General features: G+C 69.2%; 16 protein-coding genes and 2 pseudogenes. 14 read left to right on the forward strand and 4 right to left on the reverse strand.

Going from position 1 to position 15,351, the window contains the following annotated elements; genetic code table 11:
- From ACXAID_RS21640 to ACXAID_RS21675, 8 genes and pseudogenes are all read left to right on the forward strand, one after another.
- Nucleotides 1-341, forward strand: a pseudogene (locus ACXAID_RS21640) (hypothetical protein); the annotation flags it as partial.
- Between the two features lie 33 nt (nt 342-374).
- Nucleotides 375-1,316 (forward strand): ABC transporter substrate-binding protein, encoded by a 942-nt coding sequence (locus ACXAID_RS21645; RefSeq protein ID WP_475024250.1) that lies wholly within the window; start codon nt 375-377, stop codon nt 1,314-1,316.
- A 12-nt stretch (nt 1,317-1,328) separates the two neighbouring features.
- Nucleotides 1,329-2,018, forward strand: a complete 690-nt coding sequence (locus ACXAID_RS21650) for a queuosine precursor transporter (protein ID WP_475024251.1) — start codon at nt 1,329-1,331, stop codon at nt 2,016-2,018.
- A 74-nt stretch (nt 2,019-2,092) separates the two neighbouring features.
- On the forward strand, nt 2,093-2,770 hold the full coding sequence (locus ACXAID_RS21655; protein WP_475024252.1) for a 5-oxoprolinase subunit B family protein: 678 nt from the start codon (nt 2,093-2,095) through the stop codon (nt 2,768-2,770).
- A complete protein-coding gene (locus ACXAID_RS21660; RefSeq protein ID WP_475024253.1) occupies nt 2,767-3,669 on the forward strand; it encodes a 5-oxoprolinase/urea amidolyase family protein in 903 nt (300 codons plus the stop codon). Before ACXAID_RS21655 ends, ACXAID_RS21660 begins: the two co-directional genes overlap by 4 nt.
- Before the next feature lie 95 nt (nt 3,670-3,764).
- Nucleotides 3,765-4,307, forward strand: a complete 543-nt coding sequence (locus ACXAID_RS21665) for a GNAT family N-acetyltransferase (protein ID WP_475024254.1) — start codon at nt 3,765-3,767, stop codon at nt 4,305-4,307.
- A gap of 120 nt (nt 4,308-4,427) precedes the next feature.
- The gene (locus ACXAID_RS21670) at nt 4,428-5,570 is read left to right on the forward strand and encodes a uroporphyrinogen-III synthase (RefSeq protein ID WP_475024255.1); all 1,143 of its coding nucleotides are present in this window, start codon (nt 4,428-4,430) and stop codon (nt 5,568-5,570) included.
- On the forward strand, nt 5,567-6,265 hold the full coding sequence (locus tag ACXAID_RS21675; protein ID WP_475024256.1) for a sirohydrochlorin chelatase: 699 nt from the start codon (nt 5,567-5,569) through the stop codon (nt 6,263-6,265). Before ACXAID_RS21670 ends, ACXAID_RS21675 begins: the two co-directional genes overlap by 4 nt.
- On the opposite strand, the gene fdxA is transcribed toward ACXAID_RS21675, so the two are convergent.
- The 3 genes from fdxA to nirB all read right to left on the reverse strand — a co-directional run bounded on the left by fdxA (nt 6,245) and on the right by nirB (nt 9,643).
- A complete protein-coding gene (gene fdxA, locus ACXAID_RS21680; RefSeq protein WP_475024257.1) occupies nt 6,245-6,598 on the reverse strand; it encodes a ferredoxin in 354 nt (117 codons plus the stop codon). The two genes, ACXAID_RS21675 and fdxA, sit on opposite strands and share 21 nt — an antisense overlap.
- A gap of 160 nt (nt 6,599-6,758) precedes the next feature.
- The gene (nirD, locus tag ACXAID_RS21685; RefSeq protein ID WP_475024258.1) at nt 6,759-7,106 is read right to left on the reverse strand and encodes a nitrite reductase small subunit NirD; all 348 of its coding nucleotides are present in this window, start codon (nt 7,104-7,106) and stop codon (nt 6,759-6,761) included.
- Nucleotides 7,107-7,111: 5 nt separating this feature from the next.
- The gene (gene nirB / locus ACXAID_RS21690; protein WP_475024259.1) at nt 7,112-9,643 is read right to left on the reverse strand and encodes a nitrite reductase large subunit NirB; all 2,532 of its coding nucleotides are present in this window, start codon (nt 9,641-9,643) and stop codon (nt 7,112-7,114) included.
- 204 nt (nt 9,644-9,847) lie between these two features.
- On the opposite strand from nirB, the gene ACXAID_RS21695 reads away from it, so the two are divergent.
- Nucleotides 9,848-10,318, forward strand: a complete 471-nt coding sequence (locus tag ACXAID_RS21695) for an Hsp20/alpha crystallin family protein (protein WP_475024260.1) — start codon at nt 9,848-9,850, stop codon at nt 10,316-10,318.
- A 64-nt stretch (nt 10,319-10,382) separates the two neighbouring features.
- Here ACXAID_RS21695 and ACXAID_RS21700 read toward each other — a convergent pair whose 3' ends face one another.
- Nucleotides 10,383-11,141: an isocitrate lyase/PEP mutase family protein gene (locus tag ACXAID_RS21700; RefSeq protein ID WP_475024261.1), complete on the reverse strand. Its 759-nt coding sequence runs from the start codon at nt 11,139-11,141 to the stop codon at nt 10,383-10,385.
- 109 nt (nt 11,142-11,250) lie between these two features.
- Here ACXAID_RS21700 and ACXAID_RS21705 point away from each other — a divergent pair, with 109 nt between their 5' ends.
- The 5 genes and pseudogenes from ACXAID_RS21705 to ACXAID_RS21725 form a co-directional block, all read left to right on the forward strand.
- Entirely contained in the window at nt 11,251-11,547 is a 297-nt protein-coding gene (locus ACXAID_RS21705; protein ID WP_475024262.1) for a hypothetical protein, read from the forward strand.
- Between the two features lie 60 nt (nt 11,548-11,607).
- Nucleotides 11,608-12,426: a hypothetical protein gene (locus ACXAID_RS21710; RefSeq protein WP_475024263.1), complete on the forward strand. Its 819-nt coding sequence runs from the start codon at nt 11,608-11,610 to the stop codon at nt 12,424-12,426.
- Between the two features lie 36 nt (nt 12,427-12,462).
- Nucleotides 12,463-14,388 (forward strand): fumarate reductase/succinate dehydrogenase flavoprotein subunit, encoded by a 1,926-nt coding sequence (locus ACXAID_RS21715; RefSeq protein WP_475024264.1) that lies wholly within the window; start codon nt 12,463-12,465, stop codon nt 14,386-14,388.
- Nucleotides 14,389-14,392: 4 nt separating this feature from the next.
- Entirely contained in the window at nt 14,393-15,145 is a 753-nt protein-coding gene (locus tag ACXAID_RS21720; RefSeq protein ID WP_475024265.1) for a succinate dehydrogenase/fumarate reductase iron-sulfur subunit, read from the forward strand.
- Nucleotides 15,142-15,351: pseudogene (locus ACXAID_RS21725) on the forward strand (hypothetical protein); the annotation flags it as partial. The gene ACXAID_RS21720 and the pseudogene ACXAID_RS21725, both read left to right, overlap by 4 nt.

Genomic DNA, 15,351 nt, shown 5'->3' on the forward strand with positions numbered 1-15,351 from the left:
CCGCCGCCCAGGCGACCGCACAGCCCGTTCCGCCGGTCGACCCGGCGCTGCCACCGCCACCACCGCCCGCGGGCGCCCCCTACATCCCTCCGGTGCCGAATGCGGACTTCAACAACACCGGCCAGTTCGACTTCGTGCGCGACCTGTGGACGATGGGCAACTCCGCCGAGTTCTTCCAGTCAGTAGGCCCCGGTGTGATGGGGCCGGAGAACTGGTTGCCGCCGGCGCCCTACGCCGACCCCCTCGCGCCACCGCCACCGGCGCCCGGGTCACCGCCGGTTCCGGCGTCGGCACCCCCGCCGATCTGGCCGCCGCTGCCCATCCCGGCCCCGGTGCCCTGACCGTCCGGTCATCGCATGTGGTCCCGGCGCAGCATGTTGGCCGCAGCGGCCGGGACAGCCGCTGGGGCCGTCCTGATCACGGCGTGCGGAACCGATGAACCGGGCGAGGTCGCCGAGGACGGTTCGGTCACCGTCAAACACGCATTCGGCGAGACCAGGGTCCCGGCGCCGCCCACCCGGGTGGTCAGTGCCGGCCTGACCGATGCCGACGATCTGCTCGCGCTCGGTAAGGCGCCGATCGCGGTGACGAACTGGTTCGGCGACGAACCGTTCGGCGTCTGGCCCTGGGCACTGCCACTGCTCGGCGGGGCCACGCCGGTGGTGCTGAGCCTCGCCGACGGGGTGCAGGTCGACCAGATCGCCGCGCTGCGCCCGGACCTGATCGTGGCGACCGACGCCGGCCTCGACAAGGGCACCTACACCAAGCTCTCGGCGATCGCGCCGACCATTCCCCAGTCCGGGCAGGCGGCGTTCTTCGAACCGTGGCGCGACCGGGCCACCGCGATCGGCCAGGCGATGTTCCGGCACGCGAAGATGCGGGGCCTCATCGCCGACGTCGATTCCGAGTTCACCCAGGTCAAAGACGCCAACCCGCAGTTCGCGCAGGCCTCGGCGGTGCTGCTGCACGGCCGCCTGCAGCGTGGCGGTGTGCAGATCGCCGGCCCGCCGTGGCGCAGCGAGTTCCTCACCCAGATGGGGCTGCGTGTCGCCGACACCGACGAGACCCTGATCCCGGCCGACCGGCTGGCGGCCGTCCTGGATCCGGTCGACGTCCTGATCTGGACCACCGAAAGCGACGAGGAGCAGGCGGCGCTACTCGGCGATCCGGCCGTCGCGGCACTGTCGGCGACCGGACAGAAGCGGCACGTGTTCACCGGGAAGGAACTGGCCGGTGCCATCGCCTACGCCTCGACCTTGTCCTACCCGGTGGTGGCAGAGCGGTTGCCGCAGATGATCGCGGCGGCGCTGAACTGATCTAATGGCTCGGTGACCAGCCACGAGACCGCCGAACAGGGCCACGCCGTCTTCGCCCGGGTGGGTTCGGCCTACTATCCGGTGCTCGTCGCGGTGTTCACCGCGCTGGTCATCATCTCCAACGTCACCGCCACCAAGGGCGTCGAGTTCGGGCCCATCATCACCGACGGCGGCTTCATCGTCTTCCCGCTGACCTACGTCATCGGCGACGTGCTTTCCGAGGTCTACGGCTTCAAGGCCGCCCGCCGGGCCATCTACACCGGCTTTGCGATGAACGCTCTCGCCGCGCTGGCCTTCTGGGTCACCATCTACCTGCCGGCGGCAGATTTCTACCCCAACCAGGAACATTTCGAGAACGTGGTGCAGGCCTACACCGCGCTGATCATCGCCGGCCTGGCCGGGTTCATCGTGGGACAGACCCTCAACGCGTGGGTCATGGTGCTGATCAAGGAGCGCACCAAGGAGAAGTACCTGTGGGCGCGGCTGATCGGGTCGACGTTCGTCGGCCAGCTCGGCGACACCGTGGTGTTCTGCGCCATCGCCGCCAGCGCCATCGGGATCACCAGCTTCGGCGACTTCGCCACCTACACCGCCCAGGGCTGGGTCTACAAGACCGCCGTCGAGGTCGTCATGCTGCCGATCACCTACCGGGTGATCGCAGCCATCAAGCGACGCGAGCCCACCTACCAGCTCGCAGGTTGAGCCGTTATTAAGGTCGTTCTGGCAAACTGAACAGAGCGGCAGCTTTACACGCTACTCGCGGGTAGCTTCGGGGGATGAGCGTGACAGCCGATGCGACCGACACGATGCGCACTCGCAGCGCCGGAATCCGTGACTACGGGGACCGGGCGCTGCTGCTCGAATGCGAGGGCACCGACGAGGTCCTGGCCTGGGACGAGGCGCTGCGCGCGGCCGAACTGCCCGGTGTCGAGGACATCGTTCCGGCCGCCCGCACCGTCCTGATCAAGCTCGCCCGACCGGGCTATCAGGCGCCGACGCGCCAGCGACTCGCCCGGGTCGAGGTGAGCGAGTCCGCCTGCTCGGGTGGGGCCGCACCGCCGGACGCAGGGGTCGACCTCACCATCGACGTGGTCTACGACGGCACCGATCTCGACGAGGTGGCTCGCCTGACCGGGCTGGACGCCCAGCAGGTCGTGGCCGCCCACACCGGCCGCCCGTGGCGAGTCGGATTCAGCGGATTCGCACCGGGGTTCGGCTACCTCGTCGGCGGCGACGAACGCCTCACGGTGCCCCGGCGATCGGACCCGCGGACCAAGGTTCCGGTCGGATCGGTCGGCCTGGCCGGGGAGTTCACCGGCATCTATCCCCGCCAGTCACCCGGCGGCTGGCAGCTGATCGGTCGCACCTCGGCGGTGCTGTGGGACACCGACCGGGAGAAACCGGCGCTGTTGGTTCCCGGTATGTGGGTGCAGTTCCGGGCGGTGCCGTCATGAACGATTCCGGCGTGACACTCGAGGTCCTGCAGACCGGCCCGATGGCGCTGGTCGAAGATCTGGGCCGGGCCGGCCTGTCGCGGCTGGGCGTCACCCGCTCCGGCGCCGCGGACCGGCGCGCCCACGCGCTGGCCAACCGGCTGGTCGCAAATCCTGACGACCGCGCCACCGTCGAGGTCACGATGGGCGGCTTCACCGCGCGGGTGCACAGCGGCGATGGCGACGGCGTCGCGATCGCCGTGACCGGGGCCGACGCCGACCCGGCCGCCGACGGTGTTCCGTTCGGCACCAACAGCATCCACTACGTGCACGACGGCGAGCTCATCTCGCTGGGAGCCCCGCGCGCGGGTCTGCGGTCCTATCTCGCCGTGCGCGGCGGCATCGACGTCGAACCGGTGCTCGGCTCGCGCAGCTACGACGTGATGTCGGCGATCGGCCCGTTGCCGCTGCGGCCGGGTGACATGCTGCCGGTGGGCGCACACACCGCCGACTTCCCCGAACTCGATCAGGCGCCGGTCGCCGCGCTCGCCGGCGACGTACTCGACCTGATGGTCGTACCCGGGCCTCGCGACGACTGGTTCGTCGACCCCGACATCCTGGTGCGCACCAACTGGCAGGTCACCAACCGCAGCGACCGGGTGGGAGTCCGTCTGGTCGGGATGCCTCTGGAGTACCGCCAACCGGAGCGCCAGCTCCCCAGTGAGGGCGCCACCCGCGGCGCGATCCAGATCCCGCCCAACGGTTTCCCGGTGATCCTGGGTCCCGATCACCCGGTCACCGGCGGCTATCCGGTGGTCGGGGTGGTGACCGACGACGACATCGACAAACTCTCCCAGGCCCGGGCCGGGCAGACGGTCCGGCTGCACTGGGCACGCCCGCGCAGCCCGTTCGGGCAGTGAGGCGGACCGGCCGAACGGGAGGCCAGCTTCCCGTTCGGGCCCTGACCTGACCAGTACCACAGCGGCGCACCGCGGTCGCTGGTAGAACCGGAAGTGTGCGTGCACGGCTCGTCCACACCTCCGATCTCGACGACGAGACCCGCGAACACGCCCGGCAGATGGTCGCCGAGGCGTTCGGCGGCGAGTTCACCGACACCGACTGGGAACACGCGCTGGGCGGCATGCATGCCGTGATCTGCTGGCGGGGCGCCCTGATCGGCCATGCCGCCGTGGTGCAACGCCGGCTCCTGCACCAGGACGCCGTGCTGCGCTGCGGCTACATCGAGGGGTTGGCGGTGCGCGAGGACCAGCGCGGTCAGGGCCTGGGAACCGCGCTGATGGACGCCGTCGAGCAGGTCATCCGGGGTGGGCATCACCTCGGCGCGCTCAGCGCCACCGAGCTGGGCCGGCCCGTGTACGCCGGCCGCGGGTGGCTGTCGTGGCGGGGGCCGACGTCGGTGCTCTCCCCCGCCGGGGTGCAGGCGACTCCGCAGGACGACGGGACCGTGATGGTGCTGCCGGGTGCGTTGCCGCCGGGCGTCGCGCTGGACCCGGAAGCGGCCCTGACCTGCGATTGGCGTGACGGCGACGTGTGGTGATCGGTCCTCACAGCCCACCGATGCCGGGGGTGAGCGGAAATTCACGGCCCGAGCGGGCGCGACACGACCAGGCAATCGCCGCGTAATCAGCCCGAAACACCACCTGCATAGACAGGGGGCATGAGTGAGCCGGACTGGTCGCCGCTCACCGGATTCCGGGTCGCGGTGACGTCAGCGCGGCGGGCCGACGAGCTCGCCACGCTGCTTCGCCGTCGCGGCGCCACCGTCACCAGCGCCGCCGCGATCGAGATGGTGCCGCTGCCCGACGACGACGAACTGCAGCAGAACACCCAGGCCCTGATCGCCACACCACCCGACATCGTGATCGCCACGACCGGGATCGGCTTCCGCGGCTGGATGGCCGCGGCCGACGGGTGGGGCACCGCCGCCGAGCTGACCGAGGCGCTGAGCAAGGCCCGGGTGGTCTCCCGCGGCCCCAAGGCCACCGGCGCGCTGCGGGCAGGCGGACTGCCCGAGGAGTGGTCCCCGGATTCGGAATCCTCCCGGGAGCTGGCGCACTACCTGATCGAGGGCGGCATCGCGGGCGCCCGCATCGCCGTCCAGCTGCACGGCGCCACCAACGATTGGGATCCGTTCCCCGAGTTCCTCGACGAACTACGGGCAGCCGGAGCGCAGGTCGTCCCGATCCGGGTGTACCGCTGGCATCCGGCGCCCCGCAACGGCGACTTCGATCAGCTGGTCGCCGGGATCGCCGAGGAGAAATTCGACGCGGTCAGCTTCACCTCAGCGCCCGCCGTCGCGTCGGTGCTCATGCGGGCCGGCGAGATGGGCCTCGAGGACGCAGTCCTCTCGGCGCTGCGCCGCGGCGTGCACGCGATGTGTGTCGGACCGGTGACCGCGCGTCCGCTGGTGCGGCTGGGGGTGCCGACCTCGGCCCCGGAGCGGATGCGCCTCGGCGCGCTGGCGCGCCACATCACCGACGAGCTTCCGCTGCTGCAGGCCCGCACCGTGCGGGTGGCCGGCCACCTGCTCGAGATCCGGGGAAACTGCGTCGTGGTCGACGGCGCGGTCAAGACGATGTCGCCGGCGGCGATGGCGACCATCCGGGCGCTGGCGCTGCGGCCGGGCACCGTGGTGTCACGCGCCGACCTGCTGCGTGCGCTGCCGGGTAGCAGCACCGACCCGCACGCGGTCGAGACCGCGGTGCTGCGGCTGCGCACCGCACTGGGCGACAAGACGATGGTCTCGACCGTGGTCAAACGCGGCTACCGGCTGACCGTCGACGAGGCCTTTGCGTCATGAGTTTCCTGCTGGTCGCACACGGCACCCGGGTGCAGCGCGGGGTGTCGCTGATCGGGGATCTGGCCGAACAGGTCGCACGGATGCTGGACCGGCCGGTCCGGGTGGCGTTCGTCGACGTGCTCGGCCCCAGTCCCGGCGAGCTGCTCAGCGCGTCCACGGACGAGCCGACGGTGCTGGTCCCCGCGTTCCTGGCCCGCGGCTACCACGTGACCAGCGACATCCCCGAACACGTCACGGCAAGTGGCCATCCCGATGTGACCGTCGCCCGGGCGCTGGGGCCCGACCCCGCGCTGGTGCGGGTGCTGGTCGACCGGCTACTCGAAATCGGCTGGCAGCCCGGAGATTCGGTGATCCTCGCCGCCGCCGGAACCTCGGACCGCGGCGCCATGCGCGACCTGCACACCACCGCGACCGCGCTGTCGGCGACGGTCGGCTCCCGGGTCGAACTCGCCTTCGCGGCGACCGGCGACCCCCGGGTGGCCGACGCCGTCACCGCGGTGCGGCGGCGCCGTCCGCACCGCCGCGTCGTCGTCGCGTCATACCTGTTGTCCGAGGGGCTGTTCCAGGACCGGCTGCGCGGCAGCGGCGCCGACCTGGTCACCGACCCGCTTGGCACCCATCCCGGGGTGGCCCGGCTGATCAGCAACAGGTTCGCCCGCGCGGGGGCCGAGCCCTCAGGGATGCGGGGTCGTTGACGGCGGCAGTGCGGCCACCAGCGGGGTGTCCGCACCGACCCGGCCCAGACTCAGCGCTCCGCCCGGATCACCCAGCGGCGCGTCACGGCCCGGCAGGGTCATCGTGAAGAACGCCGCGTTGTCCTCGAGGAACTGCGCCTCCTCGTCGGGCAGGTCCGTCTCGTAGTAGATCGCGTCCACCCGGCAGGCCAGCCGGCAGGCTCCACAGTCGACGCACTCGTTGGGGTTGATGTACATCGCCCGGTCGCCTTCGTAGATGCAGTCCGCCGGGCACTCTTGCATGCAGGACTTGTCCACGATGTCCACGCACGCACTACCGATCACGTAGGTCATGGCAACCACGGTAGGGATCGGACGCGGGCACGTCGTGGGCCGAAAGTCCTCACTTTGATCTCGAACGGGCAACAGGGCACCCGGGTCACCGCGAACGCGCGTTCCCGGTAGTCGACAGCGCTGTCGAGCGACCGGGAACGCACGTTCGCGGCAGTCGGGGTCAGGAGCCGACCTGGACGTCTCCGTCCGCCGTGATCCTGGTGGCGTACACCGGCAGCGAGCGCTCCGGATCATCCAGACAGCTACCGTCGTCGAGCGCGAAAGCCTGCTTCTTGATGGGTGTTTGAACCGTCGGCCGGCCGGCGCGGTCACCGACGATGCCCCGCGACATCACCGCGGCGCCGGAGAACGGGTCGATGTTGCCGACCGCGTACACCGCGCCGTCGTCGAGCCGGAAGAGCGCGGCCTGAACACCGTCGGGCAGCAGCACCCCGACACCCCGGTTGGCCGTCAGCCGGTCGTAAGGGCATGCCGTCGTCCACACGGTGACGTCACCCAGCAGCGTCATCGTCGCTACCCTCCTATCTTCGGCATGCCGATGTCGGTGGGCACCCGGCGCCCGTCCCGCTCGGTGAAGGTCACGGTCGGATCGACGGTGTCCGGGGCGTTGACGAAGGACACGAACCGCGACAACTTCTCCGGGTCCTCCAGCACGCCCTTCCATTCGCACGCATAGCCTTCGACGTGGCGCCCGATCGCGGCTTCGAACTCCGCGGCAAGCCCCAGCGAGTCGTCACACACGACCTCACGCACGTGGTCGAGACCCGTCTCCTCCACCCAGGGTGCGGTGCGCTGCAACCGATCTGCGGTGCGGATGTAGTACATCAGGAACCGGTCGACATACCGGACCAAGGTCTCGTCGTCGAGGTCACCGGCCAGCAGCTCGGCATGCCGCGGCGTCATGCCCCCGTTGCCGCCGACATAGAGGTTCCAGCCGTTCTCGGTGGCGATCACGCCGACGTCCTTGCCGCGCGCCTCGGCACATTCGCGCGCACAACCCGACACCCCCATCTTGATCTTGTGCGGCGCGCGCAGGCCGCGGTAGCGCAGCTCCAGGTTGATGGCCATCTGCACCGAATCCTGCTGGCCGTAACGGCACCAGTCGCTGCCCACACAGCTCTTCACGGTGCGCAGCGCCTTGCCGTAGGCGTGCCCGGACTCCATGCCGCCCTCGACCAGGCGGCGCCAGATCTCGGGCAGCTGGTCGACCCTGGCGCCGAACATGTCGATGCGCTGGCCGCCGGTGATCTTGGTGTAGAGGTCGAACTCCTTGGCGATCTGCCCGATCAGGATCAGGTGCTCGGGGGTGATGTCCCCGCCGGGCACCCGGGGCACCACCGAGTAGCTGCCGTTGCGCTGGATGTTGGCCAGAAAGTGGTCGTTGGAATCCTGCAGCGAGGCCTGCTCGCCGTCGAGGATGTGGTCCGAACTCGTCGAGGCCAGGATCGAGGCGACCACGGGTTTGCAGATGTCGCAGCCCTTCCCGGTGCCGAACCGCGCGATGAGCCCGGAGAAGGTGCGGATCTCGGTGGCGCCGACGATCTCGAACAGTTCGGCCCGCGACTGGCTGAAGTGTTCGCAGAGCGCCTTGGACTGCTCGACGCCCTGCGCCTCGAGCAACTGCTTGAGCAGCGGCACGCACGACCCGCACGAGGTGCCGGCCTTGGTGCAGCCCTTCAGCGCGGGCACGTCATGGCACCCCTCGCCGATGGCCGCGGTCAGATCCCCCTTGGTGACGTTGTTGCATGAGCAGATCTGCGCCGCGTCCGGCAGCGCCCCGACGCCCAGACCCGATGCCCCGCCCTCGGATCCGGCCGGTGCGATCAGCCCGAGCGGATCCCCCGGCAGCGGCTCCCCGACCATCGGCCGCAACACGCCGTAGGCGGACGCGTCGCCGACGAGAATGCCGCCGAGCAGGGTCTTGGCGTCGTCGGAGAGCACCAGCTTGGCGTAGGTGCACCCGACCGCGTCGTTGACGGCCACCTCGAGACAGTCCGGGGTCGCCCCCATCGCATCACCGAAGCTGGCGACATCGACACCGAGCAGCTTGAGCTTGGTGGACATGTCGGCTTCGGGGAACTCCGCCGCACCCCCCAACAACCGATCCGCGACCACCTCGGCGCTGGTGTAGCCGGGACCGACCAGGCCGTAACAGCGGCCCTCGACGGCGGCGACCTCGCCGATCGCGTAGACACCCGCGCCCGGCGCATCGACGGCCGCACAACCGGTGTCGGTGAGCACACCGCCGCGTTCGGCGATCGCCAGCCCCGCCTGGCGGGCCAGTTCGTCGCGCGGGCGCACACCCGCTGCGAACACCACGACGCCGGCATCGACGGTCGCCCCGTCGCTCAACGTGACGCGCACGGCGCCGTCGTCGGCGGGTTCGATCTTCTCGGTCCCGACGCCGACGTGAACGTCGATGCCGAGGTCGGTGATCATCCGGGTCAGCAGCGCACCGCCGGCCTCGTCGAGCTGTTGGGCCATCAGCCGGGGTGCCATCTCGACCACGTGGGCACCCATCCCGAACCCGCGCAGCGCATTGGCGGCCTCGAGCCCGAGCAGGCCACCGCCGATCACTACGCCGGTGGCCGGCTTGCCGTCCGCCACCGCGCGGGAGGCGTCGGCGCGGATCGCATCGAGGTCGTCGAGCGTGCGATAGACATGGCAGGGCGGCAGATCGTGGCCGGGGACCGGCGGCACGAAAGCGTAGGACCCCGTCGCCAGCACCACCGCGTCGTAGCCGAACTGCTCGCCGTCGTCGGTGCTCACCACCTTGGCGGCCGGATCGAATCCGGTCACCCGGGCGCCCAACCGGACGTCTACCAGGGAGTCGCCCGCGTAGTCGTTTCCGGGCAGGGCGAGCCGCGCCCGGTCCCAGTGCTCGGTGTAGCCGGTGAGGCCGACCCGGTCGTAGGCGGCGTCGAGTTCCTCGGCCAGGACGGTGATACGCCATCTGCCGTCGGTGTCACGGGAGCGGAGGGCCTCGACGAAGCGGTGGCCCACCATCCCGTGGCCGACGACCACGACATGTGCGGTGGCAGCCATGCCGGTCAGGCTATGGAGACGATATTGCCTCGATGTCGCCTCGTGTGAAGCGACCATCACAGTGTGCTCACGCCCGGTGCCGCGAAGCTGTGAGGCCGTTCGCTGCGGGCGAACAGCGAATCGGAACATGAGCGGCCCAGACTCAAGTTCTATCGGGTGGAGGTACCGGCACAGGGGCCGGTCACGACTCGAGGAGATGAATCAATGGGAAACACGACTCCGGCTGTGCCACTGTGGTCGCGGCCGGCGCTGACGCCGTTCAACACCGACCGCTGGGTACGCGACTTCTTCGGACCCGCCACCGTCAACGCGTGGGCCGGCGACAGCGGCATCAACCCGGCCGTGGAGGTCCAGCGCGACGGCGACGACGCGGTGATCCGGGTCGACCTGCCCGGCGTCGACGTCGACAAGGACGTCACCGTCGAGGTGGACAAGGGCCGGCTCGTCATCCGCGGTGAGCGCCGCGACGAACGGTCCGAGGAACGCCAGGAGGACGGCGGCGTACGCCGGGTCAGCGAGGTCCGCTACGGATCGTTCCACCGCTCGTTCGCACTGCCCACCCACGTCACCGGCGAGGCGGTCTCGGCAGGCTACGACGCGGGCGTGCTGACCGTCCGGGTGGCCGGTGCCCACAAAGGCGCCGAGACCCAGCGCATCGCCATCGAAAGCAAGTAGTCACGACAGCGCAGAACCGGTGGGAGCCCACGGCCTCCCACCGGTTCTTCCGGCACGCCGACGGCTACCTCCAGCGGGCCAGAATCTCGTTGGCGCGCTTGGCCAGTGCCGCCTGCCACAACGGACCGAAGCTGATCCTGGCCACGCCCAGCGGGCCGTACGAGGCGGGGTCGGCGGTGTCCGGCGCGGCGATCGCGTTCACCGGCAACGGGAGCTCGGAGGCCAACCGCCGCAAGGTCTCCGGCTCATGGAACCCGACGGGATACAGCACGTCCGCACCGGCCTCGGCGGCATGCCGCAACCGGGCGATCGCGCGATCCACCCGGTCGGCCGGGTCGCCGTCGGCGCGCAGGAACAGGTCTGTGCGGGCGTTGATCACCACATGCACCCCGGCCGCGTCCGCCGCGGCGCGCAGCGCGCCCACCAGCTGGGCATGCTCGCCGGCCGGGCGCAGCCGCCCACCCTCGCCGTGCACGGTGTCCTCGATGTTGCACCCCACCGCGCCGGCCGACAGCAGCCCGTCGATCAGCCGGGTGGGCGCCTCGCCGTAGCCGGACTCGACGTCCACCGACACCGGCACGTCGACCGCGGCGGTGATCTGGGCGACCCGGGTGAGCAACTCGTCGAACGTCATGCCCTCGTTGTCGGGACGGCCGATCGAGTCGGCCACCGGGTGGCTGCCGACCGTGAGCGCGGCGAACCCGGCGCCGACCGCCAGCCGCGCCGACCAGGCGTCCCACACCGTGGGCAGCACGACGGGGTCGCCGGGGGTGTGCAACGCCAGGAACGTCTCTGCGGGCTGCCTCAGTCCCTGGTGGCCCATCGTCTTCCTTCGCACGTCATAGTGATCCGTCTCACCTTTTTTTCGGTGATGTGGCTAGCATCGGGTGTCGTAGTGTGATTCCCGACACCCTTCAGCCCAAGGAGGTCACTTGTCCAGCACCACCGAACTCGCCGAGCTTCACGATTTGATCGGAAACCTCCGGCGGTGCGTGACATCGCTGGCGTCGCGATACGGGGACAGCCCTGGCACCCGCCGCATCGTCAATGACGCCGAGCGCATCCTCAACGATATCGACCGACTCGACATCGATGCAGAGGAATTGGAGTTGGCGCGCGGGGTGACCCGCCACCAGCATGTCGCAGAGCGGATCCCGATCCCGGATACGCAATACGACACCGATTTCTGGCGCGGCGTCGACGACGAAGGACTCGGCGGGACGCGCTGAACCCGGCGCGCCAGAGCGGCGCACCGGGTACGTGGGACAGAAGAACATCGAAAGGCAAATGTGAGCGCACCCGCCGCCGACCGCAACGCGACCGGCGTCTTCTCGCCTGGCCGTGCCCAGATCTCGCAGCGCACCCTCCGCACCGACAACTGGTGGAAGTCGCCGGTCATCATCGACCTCGGCTTCGCCGCGTTCATCATCTACGCGACCGTCCGGGCGTTCATGCAGAAGTGGTACTACGTGCCGGACTACCACTACCTGACGCCGTTCTACTCACCGTGCGTCAGCACCGGGTGCCTTCCCGAGGCCAGCCACTTCGGCCAGTTCCTGCCCGACGTCTGGTGGCTGCCCTACGCGGCGCTGTCACTGCCGTTCCTGCTGCTGTTCCGGCTGACGTGCTACTACTACCGCGGCGCCTACTACCGCACGGTCTGGCAGGCGCCGACAGCCTGCGCGGTCGCCGAACCGCACGCCACCTACACCGGTGAGACCCGCTTCCCGCTGATCATCCAGAACACCCACCGGTACTTCTTCTACATCGCCGCGATCATCTCGGTGATCAACACCTACGACGCGATCATCGCCTTCCACTCCCCCAGCGGGTTCGGATTCGGCCTGGGCAACATCGTTCTGGTGACGAACGTCGTCCTGCTGTGGGCCTACACGCTGTCCTGCCACTCCTGCCGGCACGTGGCCGGCGGCCGGCTCAAGCACTTCTCCAAACACCCTGTGCGGTACTGGCTGTGGACCCAGATCAGCAAGATCAACACCCGCCACAAGATGTTCGCGTGGATCACGCTGGGCACCCTGATGTTCACCGACTTCTACGTCATGGCGCTGGCAGCCGGGTGGTTCCCCGATCTGCGATTCATCGGCTGACAACTCAATCCAAGAACTAGTGAGGGTTTTTCTTCTATGAGTGAGCTGGAACGGCACGAGTACGACGTCGTCGTGATCGGTGCCGGCGGTGCCGGACTGCGCGCGGTGATCGAGGCCCGCGAGCGGGGCCTGCGGGTTGCGGTGGTGACCAAATCGCTGTTCGGCAAGGCGCACACGGTGATGGCCGAGGGCGGCTGTGCGGCCGCGATGCGCAACGTCAACACCAAGGACTCCTGGCAGGTGCACTTCGGTGACACCATGCGCGGCGGCAAGTTCCTCAACAACTGGCGAATGGCCGAACTGCACGCCCAGGAGGCACCCGACCGGGTGTGGGAGCTCGAGACCTACGGAGCGCTGTTCGACCGGACCAAGGACGGCAAGATCAGCCAGCGCAACTTCGGCGGGCACACCTATCCCCGGCTGGCCCACGTCGGTGACCGCACCGGCCTGGAGATCATCCGCACCCTGCAGCAGAAGATCGTCTCGCTGCAGCAGGAGGACAAGGCCGAACTCGGCGACTACGACGCGCGGATCAAGGTCTTTCACGAAACCTCGATCACCGAGCTGATCCTCGAGAACGGCCGGGTCGCCGGAGCATTCGGCTACTACCGGGAAACCGGCAAGTTCGTGCTGTTCGAGGCGCCGGCCATCGTGCTGGCCACCGGCGGTATCGGCAAGTCGTTCAAGGTGTCGTCGAACTCGTGGGAGTACACCGGCGACGGCCACGCACTGGCGCTGCGCGCCGGCTCGGGCCTGATCAACATGGAGTTCATCCAGTTCCATCCCACCGGGATGGTCTGGCCGCTGTCGGTGAAGGGCATCCTGGTCACCGAAGGCGTGCGCGGCGACGGCGGGGTGCTCAAGAACTCCGACGGCAAGCGCTTCATGTTCGACTACATCCCCGACGTATTCAAGGGGCAGTACGCCGAGACCGAAGAAGAGGCCGACCAGTGGCTCAAGGACAACGACTCGGCCCGGCGTACCCCTGACCTGTTGCCCCGCGACGAGGTTGCGCGCGCGATCAACGAAGAGGTCAAAGCCGGCCGGGGCAGCCCACACGGCGGGGTGTACCTCGACATCGCCTCGCGCATGCCCACAGAGGAGATCAGGCGCCGGCTGCCGTCGATGTACCACCAGTTCATCGAACTCGCCGAGGTCGACATCACCAAGGACGAGATGGAGGTCGGACCGACCTGTCACTACGTGATGGGTGGCATCGAGGTCGACCCCGACACCGGCGGTGCGGCCACACCCGGCCTGTTCGCCGCCGGGGAGTGCTCCGGGGGTATGCACGGCTCCAACCGGCTCGGCGGCAACTCACTGTCGGACCTGCTGGTGTTCGGCCGGCGCGCCGGCGTCGGCGCCTCGGACTACGTGCGGGGGCTGGCCGAGCGGCCGAAGGTCTCCGATTCCGCCCTCGACGGCGCCCAGCAGCTCGCGCTGTCGCCGTTCGAGCCCAAGCCCAACCCGGAGAATCCCTACACGCTGCACGCCGAACTGCAGCAGTCGATGAACGACCTGGCCGGCATCATCCGCAAGCAGGGTGAGCTCGAAGAGGCGCTGGTCAAGATCGACGAGCTCAAGAGGCGCTATGCGAACGTGACCGTCGAGGGCGGTCGCATCTTCAACCCCGGCTGGCACCTGGCCATCGACATGCGCAACATGCTGCTGGTCAGCGAATGCGTGGCCAAGGCCGCGCTGCAGCGCACCGAGAGCCGCGGCGGGCACACCCGCGACGACTTCCCGCAGATGGACTCGCACTGGCGCAACAAGCTGCTGGTCTGCAAGGTGGCCCACGACGCGGCGGCCACCGAGGGCATCTCGGAGGTGCCGGCGGTGACCGTCACCGCCGAGCCGCAGGCACCGATGCGGCCGGACCTGCTCGGCTGTTTCGAGCTGTCCGAACTCGAGAAGTACTACACCGACGAAGAACTCGCCGAGCACCCGCAACGGAAGGGCTGAAGCAATGAGTGCCTATGAAGCGAACATGCGGGTTTGGCGTGGCGACGACAGCGGCGGCGGCCTGCAGGACTACCAGGTCGAGGTCAACGAGGGCGAGGTGGTGCTCGACATCATCCACCGGCTGCAGGCCACCCAGACCCCGGACCTGGCTGTGCGGTGGAACTGCAAGGCCGGCAAGTGCGGCTCGTGTTCGGCCGAGATCAACGGCCGCCCAAGGCTGATGTGCATGACCCGGATGTCGACGTTCGACCCGGCCGAGACGGTGACGGTGACCCCGTTGCGGACCTTCCCGGTGATGCGCGACCTGGTCACCGACGTGTCCTTCAATTACGAGAAGGCGCGGGAGATCCCGTCGTTCACCCCGCCGAAGGATCTGCAGCCCGGCGAGTACCGGATGGCGCAGGAGGACGTGAACCGGTCGCAGGAGTTCCGTAAGTGCATCGAGTGCTTCCTGTGCCAGAACACCTGCCACGTGGTGCGCGACCACGAGGAGAACAAGGAGGCGTTCGCCGGTCCGCGTTACCTGATGCGCCAGGCCGAGCTGGACATGCATCCCCTCGACGTGCACGGCCACCGGGCCGAGGAGGCCCAGGAGGACAACGGTCTGGGCTACTGCAACATCACCAAGTGCTGCACCGAGGTCTGCCCCGAGCACATCAAGATCACCGACAACGCGCTGATCCCGATGAAAGAGCGTGCGGCCGACCGCAAATACGATCCGATCGTGTGGCTGGGCAACAAGCTGTTCCGCCGGTGAACCTCGCCGAGGAGCGCGCTGTGGTGCGCTCACCCGCGACCGAGAACAGCTACGCCGTCGCGGGCTCGATCAGGACCGTCGACAGTGCCGTCGTGGCCGGCTCGGTCGCCACCCAGGGCAGCGCCGTGGTCGCCGGATCGGTTGCCACGGCCGGCAGTGCCGTCGTCGCCGGTTCGGTGGCCACAGCCGGCAGCGCCGCAGTGGCG

The organism is Mycobacterium sp. ABE4_509 (genome assembly GCF_056160785.1).

What these genes read in the sequence shown, in the direction of transcription:
- ACXAID_RS21645 (WP_475024250.1), top strand. Translation starts at nt 375, where the DNA reads ATGTTGGCCGCAGCGGCCGGGACAGCCGCTGGGGCCGTCCTGATCACG.
- fdxA (WP_475024257.1), bottom strand. Translation starts at nt 6,598, where the DNA reads ATGACCTACGTGATCGGTAGTGCGTGCGTGGACATCGTGGACAAGTCC.
- ACXAID_RS21660 (WP_475024253.1), top strand. Translation starts at nt 2,767, where the DNA reads ATGAACGATTCCGGCGTGACACTCGAGGTCCTGCAGACCGGCCCGATG.
- ACXAID_RS21655 (WP_475024252.1), top strand. Translation starts at nt 2,093, where the DNA reads ATGAGCGTGACAGCCGATGCGACCGACACGATGCGCACTCGCAGCGCC.
- ACXAID_RS21670 (WP_475024255.1), top strand. Translation starts at nt 4,428, where the DNA reads ATGAGTGAGCCGGACTGGTCGCCGCTCACCGGATTCCGGGTCGCGGTG.
- nirD (WP_475024258.1), bottom strand. Translation starts at nt 7,106, where the DNA reads ATGACGCTGCTGGGTGACGTCACCGTGTGGACGACGGCATGCCCTTAC.
- ACXAID_RS21715 (WP_475024264.1), top strand. Translation starts at nt 12,463, where the DNA reads ATGAGTGAGCTGGAACGGCACGAGTACGACGTCGTCGTGATCGGTGCC.
- ACXAID_RS21700 (WP_475024261.1), bottom strand. Translation starts at nt 11,141, where the DNA reads ATGGGCCACCAGGGACTGAGGCAGCCCGCAGAGACGTTCCTGGCGTTG.
- ACXAID_RS21720 (WP_475024265.1), top strand. Translation starts at nt 14,393, where the DNA reads ATGAGTGCCTATGAAGCGAACATGCGGGTTTGGCGTGGCGACGACAGC.
- ACXAID_RS21695 (WP_475024260.1), top strand. Translation starts at nt 9,848, where the DNA reads ATGGGAAACACGACTCCGGCTGTGCCACTGTGGTCGCGGCCGGCGCTG.
- ACXAID_RS21675 (WP_475024256.1), top strand. Translation starts at nt 5,567, where the DNA reads ATGAGTTTCCTGCTGGTCGCACACGGCACCCGGGTGCAGCGCGGGGTG.
- nirB (WP_475024259.1), bottom strand. Translation starts at nt 9,643, where the DNA reads ATGGCTGCCACCGCACATGTCGTGGTCGTCGGCCACGGGATGGTGGGC.